Source organism: Frankia sp. Cppng1_Ct_nod (assembly GCF_920656135.1).
Lineage (GTDB): Bacteria > Actinomycetota > Actinomycetes > Frankiales > Frankiaceae > Protofrankia > Protofrankia meridionalis.
In genome coordinates this window covers 75,660-84,986 of the sequence record NZ_CAKKTK010000010.1, presented here as the reverse complement: position 1 = coordinate 84,986, position 9,327 = coordinate 75,660, and the positions used below count along the sequence as shown (strand labels likewise).

The 9,327-nt window shown below is 67.5% G+C and carries 8 protein-coding genes; 7 read left to right on the top strand and 1 reads right to left on the bottom strand.

Going from position 1 to position 9,327, the window contains the following annotated elements:
• The 3 genes from NBW77_RS05420 to glgB form a co-directional block, all read left to right on the top strand.
• Nucleotides 1-193 (top strand): alpha-glucosidase C-terminal domain-containing protein (locus tag NBW77_RS05420; RefSeq protein WP_250279359.1); only part of this gene is annotated, 193 nt, incomplete at its 5' end.
• Nucleotides 194-253: 60 nt separating this feature from the next.
• Nucleotides 254-1,603 carry a maltokinase N-terminal cap-like domain-containing protein gene (locus NBW77_RS05415; protein WP_502799438.1) on the top strand — a complete coding sequence of 450 codons (1,350 nt, stop codon included), beginning with the start codon at nt 254-256 and terminating at the stop codon, nt 1,601-1,603.
• 93 nt (nt 1,604-1,696) lie between these two features.
• Nucleotides 1,697-4,093 (top strand): 1,4-alpha-glucan branching protein GlgB, encoded by a 2,397-nt coding sequence (gene glgB / locus NBW77_RS05410; protein ID WP_131748261.1) that lies wholly within the window; start codon nt 1,697-1,699, stop codon nt 4,091-4,093.
• A gap of 111 nt (nt 4,094-4,204) precedes the next feature.
• Here glgB and NBW77_RS05405 read toward each other — a convergent pair whose 3' ends face one another.
• Nucleotides 4,205-4,645, bottom strand: a complete 441-nt coding sequence (locus NBW77_RS05405; protein ID WP_250279358.1) for a hypothetical protein — start codon at nt 4,643-4,645, stop codon at nt 4,205-4,207.
• 982 nt (nt 4,646-5,627) lie between these two features.
• Between NBW77_RS05405 and NBW77_RS05400 the strand changes: the two genes are divergently transcribed.
• The 4 genes from NBW77_RS05400 to NBW77_RS05385 all read left to right on the top strand — a co-directional run bounded on the left by NBW77_RS05400 (nt 5,628) and on the right by NBW77_RS05385 (nt 9,303).
• A complete protein-coding gene (locus NBW77_RS05400; protein ID WP_131748295.1) occupies nt 5,628-6,137 on the top strand; it encodes a hypothetical protein in 510 nt (169 codons plus the stop codon).
• Nucleotides 6,138-6,284: 147 nt separating this feature from the next.
• On the top strand, nt 6,285-6,434 hold the full coding sequence (locus NBW77_RS05395) for a hypothetical protein (protein ID WP_165486272.1): 150 nt from the start codon (nt 6,285-6,287) through the stop codon (nt 6,432-6,434).
• 170 nt (nt 6,435-6,604) lie between these two features.
• Entirely contained in the window at nt 6,605-7,480 is an 876-nt protein-coding gene (locus tag NBW77_RS05390) for a hypothetical protein (RefSeq protein WP_165486273.1), read from the top strand.
• Nucleotides 7,477-9,303 (top strand): serine/threonine-protein kinase, encoded by a 1,827-nt coding sequence (locus tag NBW77_RS05385; RefSeq protein ID WP_165486274.1) that lies wholly within the window; start codon nt 7,477-7,479, stop codon nt 9,301-9,303. The genes NBW77_RS05390 and NBW77_RS05385 overlap by 4 nt, the downstream gene beginning before the upstream one ends.
• Nucleotides 9,304-9,327: the final 24 nt, after the last annotated feature.

The window sequence follows — 9,327 nt, the reverse complement described above, 5'->3', positions numbered from 1 at the left end:
GTGCGTGGCCAACCTCTCGCGCTTTGCGCAACCGGTCGAACTTGATCTGCGCAGATTCGTCGGAATGGTACCGGTCGAACTGCTCGGTGGGGTGGGCTTTCCACCGATCGGGGAACTGCCATATCTGTTGACCTTGCCCGGACACGGGCATTACTGGTTCGCGCTCACCAGTCCGGGGAAATTTACCCCCTGATGGACCGACACGTAAGGTCGACGAGATGAACCTCGATGATGACGCGCGGGGAGGCCAATGGTGGTAAGCGACGACTCCGATCTGATCGCCCTGCTGACCTCCTGGCTGCCGCGACAGCGATGGTTCGCGGGCAAGGGACGCACCTGGGGGAATCTGCACATCCTCCAGGACGTCCAGGTCTGCGAGCTGCTGCGACACCTCGTCGTCGAGGTTCGGTACGCCGATCGGGGACCAGCCGACCGCTACCAGATACCGCTCGTCACGAGACCGGATGCGCCCTACGGGCATGAGAGCTTCTTCCTCGGCAAGTCCGAGGACGGTCTCGTGTACGACGGCCTGCACGACCCGGACGGCAGCGCCGCCCTGCTGGCCTTCATCCAGGGGCGTCAGGCCCAGGACGGGCTCATGCCGTACACGCTCGAGGACCTGGAGACGCTGCCAGCCCACGCGGTCGGGGCCGAGCAGTCCAACACCTCGATCGTGTACGGCGACGCCTACATCCTGAAGGTCTTCCGGAGGCTGTGGGCGGGGACGAACCCGGATCTGGAGATCACCCGGGCGCTCGCGAGTGCCGGCAGTTCCGCTGTGGCCCGGCCGTTGTCCTGGCTGGACGGCACCCTCGACGGCGTCCCCACCACCTTCGCCTTCATGCAGGAGTTCATGCGCAGCGGCACCGAAGGATGGCGGCTCGCGCTCGCCAGCGTCCGCGACCTCTACGCCGAGGTGGACCTGCACGCGGACGAGGTCGGTGGCGACTTCGCGGCCGAGTCCGAGCGGTTGGGCGCCGCCACCGCGGACGTACACCGCCTCCTCGCGCAGACACTTCCGACTGCGACGAGCGACGCTGAGACGTTCCGGGTGGAATCAGCGCAGATGCACGACCGGCTGGATTCCGCGATCGAGGTCGTGTCGGACCTTCGGGCCTTCGAGCCGATGCTGCGGGACACCTACGACGTGCTGGCCCACCGGACCCGGCCGCTCAACCTGCAGCGCATTCACGGGGATTACCATCTTGGCCAGGTCCTGCGGGTCGACTCGGGTTGGGTGTTGTTCGACTTCGAAGGCGAACCGGCCCGCCCTGTCACGGACCGTACAGCACTACAGCCGGTTCACCGCGATATCGCGGGCATGCTCCGGTCGTTCGACTACGCGGCCCAGTCGCTGCTGTTGGAACGGGAGAACGAGTCCGCACTGATCTACCGCGCGCAGGAATGGGCGACCCGTAACCGTGATGCGTTCTGCGACGGGTATACCAGTACCTGCGGGCAGGATCCACGCGAGGACGCCGATCTCGTGCGGGCCTTCGAGCTCGACAAGGCCGTCTACGAAGTCGTCTACGAGGCGCGGCACCGACCATCCTGGCTGCGGATCCCGCTCGGCTCGGTCGAACGGCTGACGGCCGCGGCCTGATGACCATTTTCCTAGTAGGCCGAAGGCCGTGCGATCATAGTTCTTTTCGTGCGGCTGGAGGCCCCGAGCGGGGCTAAGGATGGCGTGTTGTCCATGATCAATACCGACGACGCGACGGGTGGTCCCGACCAGGACCACATTCACGGTCTTTCCGACGGTGATGCCGGCAGCAACGGCAGCAACGACGGCGGCTCGTCGTATCGGATCGCCCTGGCCGACCAGCAGGGTTCGCCTCCCCCGTCCCTGCTGGTCGAGGCAGGCGAACTCGAGCGGCTCGTGAGCGGATCGCACCACGACCCGCACAGCGTCCTCGGCGCCCATCCAAACGGGGGCTGGACGATCGTGCGGGCGCTGCGACCGGACGCGATGACGGTCGTCGTCCTCACCGGCGGCGAACGATTCGAATGCGACCGACTGCACAGCGGTGGGGTCTTCGCCGCAGCACTGCCGACCGGCACGGTTCCCGACTATCGTCTCGAGGTCGGCTACTCCGACGCGACGCACGTCGTCGACGATCCCTACCGTTACCTACCGACCCTTGGGGAGATGGACCGCCATCTCATCGGGGAGGGCCGTCACGAACAGCTCTGGAAGGCGCTCGGCGCGCACGTACGACGCTACCCGGGCACCACTGGCGAGATCAGCGGAGTCGGGTTCGCCGTGTGGGCGCCGAACGCCCGCGGCGTCCGTGTCGTGGGTGACTTCGACTTCTGGGACGGCCGGGCCTACCCGATGCGTTCGTTGGGGGCAGCGGGCGTGTGGGAGCTGTTCGTGCCCGACATCGGCGGCGGCTGCCGCTACAAGTACGAGATCCTCGGTTTCGACGGCGTATGGCGGCAGAAGGCGGACCCGCTCGCGCTGCACACCGAGAACCCGCCGGCCACGGCAAGCGTTGTCTTCGAATCCGACTACACCTGGGGCGACGAGGCGTGGCTGGCCCGGCGCCGGCGCACCTCCTGGCATGCCGCGCCAATGTCGATCTACGAGGTGCACCTGGGGTCCTGGCGCAAGGGGCTGTCGTACCGGGAGCTCGCGGACGAACTCGTCGCCTACGTGCGGGACATGGGCTTCACCCACGTCGAGTTGCTACCCGTGGCCGAGCATCCGTTCGGCGGATCCTGGGGCTATCAGGTCTCGGCCTACTACGCCCCGACCTCGCGGTTCGGTGATCCCGACGATTTCCGTCAGCTGGTCGACCAGCTGCACCAGGCCGGGATCGGCGTCATCGTCGACTGGGTGCCGGCGCACTTTCCCCGCGACATCTGGGCACTCGGCCGGTTCGACGGCACACCCCTGTATGAACATCCCGATCCACGCCGCGGTGAGCAGCCCGACTGGGGGACCTACGTCTTCGACTTCGGACGGCCCGAGGTACGCAACTTCCTGGTTGCGAACGCACTGTACTGGTTCGAGGAGTTCCACATCGACGGGCTGCGGGTCGACGCTGTCGCGTCCATGCTCTACCTCGACTATTCCAGGCCCGACGGTGGCTGGGTGCCGAACATCCACGGAGGCAGGGAGAACCTGGAGGCGGTGTCGTTCCTGCAGGAGACCACAGCCACGGTCTACCGACGGGTCCCCGGCGCAGTTGTGATCGCCGAGGAGTCGACGGCCTGGCCCGGCGTCACCCGCCCGACCCATCTCGGGGGCCTGGGTTTCGGTTTCAAGTGGAACATGGGCTGGATGCACGACACCCTCGACTACCTGGCCCGGGAACCGGTGTTTCGTTCCTACCACCACCAGCAGCTGACGTTCTCCATGATGTACGCCTACTCGGAGAACTTCATCCTTCCGCTGAGCCACGACGAGGTGGTACACGGGAAGGGATCACTGCTACGCAGGATGCCCGGTGACCGCTGGGCGCAGCTGGCCAATCTGCGTGCGCTGTACGGCTTCATGTGGGCGCATCCCGGCAAGCAGCTGGTGTTCATGGGCGGGGAATTCGCGCAGGACGCCGAGTGGTCCGAGGCACGGTCGCTGGACTGGTGGCATCTCGACGACCCGCGCCACCGCGGCGTGTCCACGCTGCTGAAGGATCTCAACCGGGTCTACCGGGCCATGCCCGCGCTGTGGGCACAGGACACCTCCGCGGACGGCTTTTCGTGGATCGACGCCAACGACTCCGGGGACAACGTGTTCTCCTTCCTGCGGTGGGCCGACAGCGATCCGGTATCCGGCCCCGCGGCGCCCGGCAACGGCATGTCCGGCCCCACGGCGCCCGGCGATGACGCGTCCGGCTCGGTACTCGCCTGCGTGACCAATTTCGCGGGGGTTCCCCACACCGGATACCGGCTCGGCCTGCCGTTCCCCGGCCGTTGGCGTGAAGTCGTCAACACCGACGCCACCGAATACTCCGGCGGCGGGCTGGGGAATCTCGGCGCGGTGGTCGCAGTGGACTCCACCCACCACGGCCGGCCGGCGTCGGTGACCCTGACCCTGCCTGCTCTGGCGACTCTCTGGCTGGCATACGAGGGCTCCGAGCAGAGCTGACCGAGCCCGCCACCCGCCGCCCGCCACCCGCCGCCCTCTGTCAGGCGGCGGGTTTCCGCCGTTTTCTTTTCCTCGCGTCCGGGATTGCAGTGATGAAGTTCTGACGGCCTGTCATCGACGTCGGGCGGCGAACCCGTCCGCGAACTGGAAGCGGACGATGAGGAAGCCGGCGAGCAGGAAGAACAGCAACAGGACATAGGTGGTCGAGTTTCCGCCGGTGGAGCCGGAAAGGACCATGTCCACCGGCGCGGTCAGGGTGGGTCCGCAGGTTGCCACCACGATCCGGCGACCGGTTCGGAAATCGGCGAACTGCACCGGTGCCTCGAACCGGCCGGCGGTGTCGGAGATCGTCGTCCCGACAATCTGGCTGTCCGCGGTCAGGACGACCTTCGCCAACGGATCGCAGCCCGCTCCCCGGGCGAACAGCGTGTTCCCTGCCGCCACGACAGACTGGTCGAGCATGAGTTCACCGAGGCGCGGAACCGGGATCGCCTTCGGCCAGGTGTTCGTGGATGGCGCAGGTGGTGTGGGGCAGGCCTGCGTGACCGGCACCCGCACCCCACCTGGGCAGAGCACCGGAGATGGCGCCACCGCACACTTCCCGGTGGCGTCCGGCCGGCTGCCGTCCAGGCACGTGTCACCGGGACCAACCCGCGGGCATTTCTGCCCCGCGGGAACCGTGGCCCCGCCGGCACAGTGCTGGACGGGTGGCGGGCAATCCTGTGCGTGCGGGGCACGCGAACCGTCGGCACATGTGACCAGTACCAGCGGGCATGCCGCTCCCGCGGGCACGGCAGAACCGTCCTGGCACACAGTCCTTGTGGTGCAGGTCCGGTCGGCGGCTCTCGTCGTTCCGTTCGGGCACGCCTTCTCGCATGTGCCGTTCGGCCCGGGAGTCTGTCCCGCCGGGCAGTCCTGCAGTTTGTGGCAGAGCCCGTCGGGACCTGGTTTCGTCCCCGCCGCGCACTGGGGTGCGGATACGCACCTGCCGGTTCCGTCGGTTTTACCGGTTGCGCAGACTGATTCGGCTGGCTTAACGCACTTACCGGAGCTGTCGAGTTTCCCGGTCGCGCAGACCTGATCAGCCGGGGTGACGCATTTTCCGGAGCTGTCGAGTTTCCCGGTCGCGCAGACCTGATCAGCCGGTCTCACACAGTTGGAGCCGTCGAGTTTCCCGGTCGTGCAGACAGGGTCAGCCGGGGTGACGCATTTTCCGGAGCCGTCGAGTTTCCCGGTCGCACAGACCGGTTCAGCTGGTGCAACGCATTTCCCGGCATCGTTGGGCGTGCCGGTTGCGCAGGTCGGGTTGGCCGGTGTGATACACCCGCCGGACCCGTCGGATCTGCCGGTTGCACACACGAAACCGCCCGAGGTCACGCACTTTCCGGAGCTGTCAAGGGTGCCTACCGCGCACACGGGTTCGGCCTGCGTTACCTTCACACACCGGCCGGAGCTGTTCTGTGTGCCGGTCGGGCATACCGGATCCCCACTACAATAGGAAGAAGGTGCCGCAACCACGCTGTTCGTGGGTTTGGTGGTGCTTGTCGCGGTGTTGTACGTGTATTTGATGGTGCCCGGCGGGCACGAACCGTCGCGTCCGACGGCTGCCGTGCAACTACCCACCTCGGTTGTCGTGGTGCCGCTCGGGCATTCCTTGTCCACCACGGTCGTGCAGTTCGACCCGGACCGGGTTGCGCCCGCCGGGCATGTCAGGGTGGGCTGGCTGGTGCAGGACGAACCGGTCCGGGTCGTTGCGGTGGGGCAGGTGACCGTCGCCGGGGTCACGCAGTCGGACCCTTTCAGGGTGGCACCCACCGGGCATTTCAGTACCGGCTGGGTCAGGCAGGTGGAACCGCTTGGCGTTGCGCCTTCCGGGCATTTCAGGGTGGGTTGGCTGGTGCAGGACGAGCCGGTCTGGGTCGTTGCGGTGGGGCAGGTGAGCCTGGCGGGGGTCACGCAGTCGGAGCCGGTGAGGCTTCCGCTCTTACAGGTGAGCTTCGGTGGGGTGGTGCAGTTCGTCCCGGCGAGAGTCGCACCATTTTGACAGATCAGTCCAGGCTGGCTGACACAGGTGGATCCGGTGAGCGTCGCGTCATCCGGACACGTGAGGCGCGGCTGCGACACGCATGTGCCGCCCACGAATGTCGAGTCGGCAGGACATGCCGTGGGCGTTTCCTGAGCCGCTGTCTGCATGGCGGCGGATGTGGTCGTTACCGGCGTAGCCGTCGGCGGTGTGATGGTCGTCAGGGTCGTCGAGGGCACGAAGGCGAGGCCGAGCAGAAGCAGGCAGGGAACGATGGCGGTCACCGCGAAGGCGGTCACCGCCCGCGCATTTCGATGACGAACAGTCACGACACCCCCCGTGAACATGTGACGTCATGGTCGACCGCGACTGACGGTTTTACCAGGGGATCGAGCTGTCCGGTACGGGACTTCTCGACACCAGAGACGTCAGACGGTCACTCCAGTAGCATCTCGGTGAGCATAATCGGACGGCCTAATGGGGCGAGCATGTCACGTCGTGGGCGGAAATGTCTCGCGGCTGTCGTTCTCCTGCTCGTATGTGTCGCACTGTTCGCTGTGGCAACGCCCGCGGAAGCCGCGGCCGGCGACGACATACGACTTTCAGCCACGATCAACGGCCGAACCGTCGGGGGCGAACGCATCACCCTGGCCGCAGACGAAACGACCCACCTCGTTATCACGGTATTCAACAACCGTCCGGAATCTGTTGATATCAGGTCGATCCGGACCAGCGGCCGGGTGTTCGGCCTGGTTTTCTACGTCTTCGACGTGTCGGTCAAGCTGGCCGTTCCCGCGCACGGTTCTGCCGTCTGGCGGCTCGATGTTGACACGAACGACCTCAACAGCCAGGCCACCGGCCTGCTACCGATCAATATTTCCCTACGGGACACCAGCCGTCATGTCGTCGCATCCACCGACGGGAATGCCGATGTCCGTGGCTCGCTGGCATCCACGTACGGCACGTTCGGGCTCGCCATGCTTGGGGTCAGCGCGGTCCTGTGGGTGGCCGTACTGATCACGATGGCCCGCCGGCGGCTTCCGGTGAACCGTGCTCGGCGCGCGCTGCGCTTCGTTCCTGGCGGATGTGGGTTGGGCATTGTCGCTGTCGTCAGTCTCTCCGTCCTGCGGGTGACAGCTCCTTCGGCTACGTCCGAGCCATTTTTGATCCTCGGGATGGGCCTGTTCTCGTTCGCTCTCGGCTATCTCACTCCAGACCCGGGTCCCCGCCGTCCGCCGTGGGACGACGCCGCAGGATCGCGCCGGCCGCCGGGTCGGGCGGCGTCCGCTGGTCGCCCCGCGTCACCGACTGGCGCAACGTCCTCCTCGCCGCGGCCGGTGGCATCCCCTGGAGTGGACAGGTGACGCCAGCTCCGCCGGAGCTGGTCGCCGCACTGCCCAAGTATCGGCTGACCGACGAGCTCGGCCGTGGTTCCGGCGGTGTCGTCTACGCCGGCTGGGACTCGGATCTTGCCCGTCGGGTGGCCGTCAAGCTCCTGCCCGCGAGGCTCGCCGCCGTCCCCGAGATCCGGGTTCGTTTCCGTGAGGAGGGAAAAGCCCTGGCCAGGCTGGACCACCCGCACGTGGTCCGGGTCTATGACTACACCGACGCCGAGGTCCCCGCTGACGGTCCGGCGCAGGCAGGGCGGGTCTGCGCCCTGGTGCTGGAGCATCTGTCCGGCGGCACGCTCCGAGAGCGTTTCACCGAGTACGGGCTGACGATGCAGCAGTCCTGCGCCGCGACGCTTTCCGTTCTCACCGGCCTACAGGCCGCTCACGACGCCGGGATGCTGCACCGGGACATCAAGGCCGGGAACGCGATGTTCGATGATTCCGGCTCGCTGAAGGTCACCGACTTCGGTCTGGCCCGAATCGTCGGCGGCGAAGCCACCCTGGCCACCCGCGATGGACGACCCACGGTCAGCGGCACGCTTGGCTACATGTCGCCGGAACAGGCTCGCGGCGAGCGCGCTCTTGACGAGCGCACCGATATCTATTCCGCCGCGGCCGTCCTCTACCTGCTGTTGACCGGTCGGCTGCCCTACTCGCCCCAGGGCGGCGTGGGTGCCTACCATGCCCGACAGACAGCGGGTCCCCCACCGCATCCCGGCGCGACAGTACCGGCGGCGCTTGCCGACATCACCATGCGAGGTCTCGCCTACCACCGGGAGCAGCGTCCACCCAGCGCCGGGAGTTTCGCCGAGGAGATTGCCGCGAGGGCCACCGTGGCATTCGGGGCAGGCTGGTTGGATGCCTCCGGCCTGCGACTGCGGGACATGTCGCCGGCCGTGCGGAAGGCACTGACCCCTGCGGCGCGGTCCGGACCCGTCCTCCCGGTACCCGGAGAGGATCCGGTGTCGGTACGACCGACCGTCATCGTGGACGTCACCCCGGCCCCGATTCGAGACAGCGCCTCCCTCGTCCCAGTGGAGGATCTTCCGCCTGGCCCGCCGTCCCCCCGGCTACCAGCCCTTGTCGCGTTGATTGCCGCGGTGCTGCTGGTTGTCCTCGCGTTCACCTGGCCGGCGAGGACAGCGCCGCGCTACGAGGGCCCGGACCTGCAGGTGGGAACCGGCGGATCGACGGTGCGTTTTGATCTGTCCGAAGCGGTCGAGGTTTCCGGTCGAGCCGCACGGGCAGCCACGTTCCGGGTACGGCTGTCGTTATCCGCGTCCGGGATTCCCCTGGGGACCTCGACCAGCGAGCCGGTCACCGCCGCCGCGGGCCAGGCCTGGCGCACCACCGTCCCGCCCACCTCGCTGGGCCGCTGGTTGGCGGGTGGCGCGGTCCAGGGCCGGATCGAGACCATCGTCGTCACGGACCGGAGCGACGCTGGGATCAGGACAGGAACCGGACTCGCTCTGCGCGAGTTGACCGTCAGGCCGACTCAACCGCCGATTGCCAGCGCCATGGGTTTCGGTGGCATCCTCGCCGTACTGATCGCCGCCGCGTATCTGGAAGGGGAGCGACGTGCGCTGCAGGAGGGCCGGCGGCACAGGACCGCTCCGGTCATCGCGGTGGGCTGGGGACTACTGCTCGGCGCCGGCCTGTGGACGTCGGTGTCGGCGCTGAGCCGCCGGAGCCCGACACCGGCCGGTGGGATCGTGTGCGTCCTGTTGGGTGCGGCGATGAGCGCGGCCGCGCTCATCGCCGTACGGTGCCATACCGATGCCGATGACGCCGGCTGACCACCGCCCAGGTCCGGAGCTGGC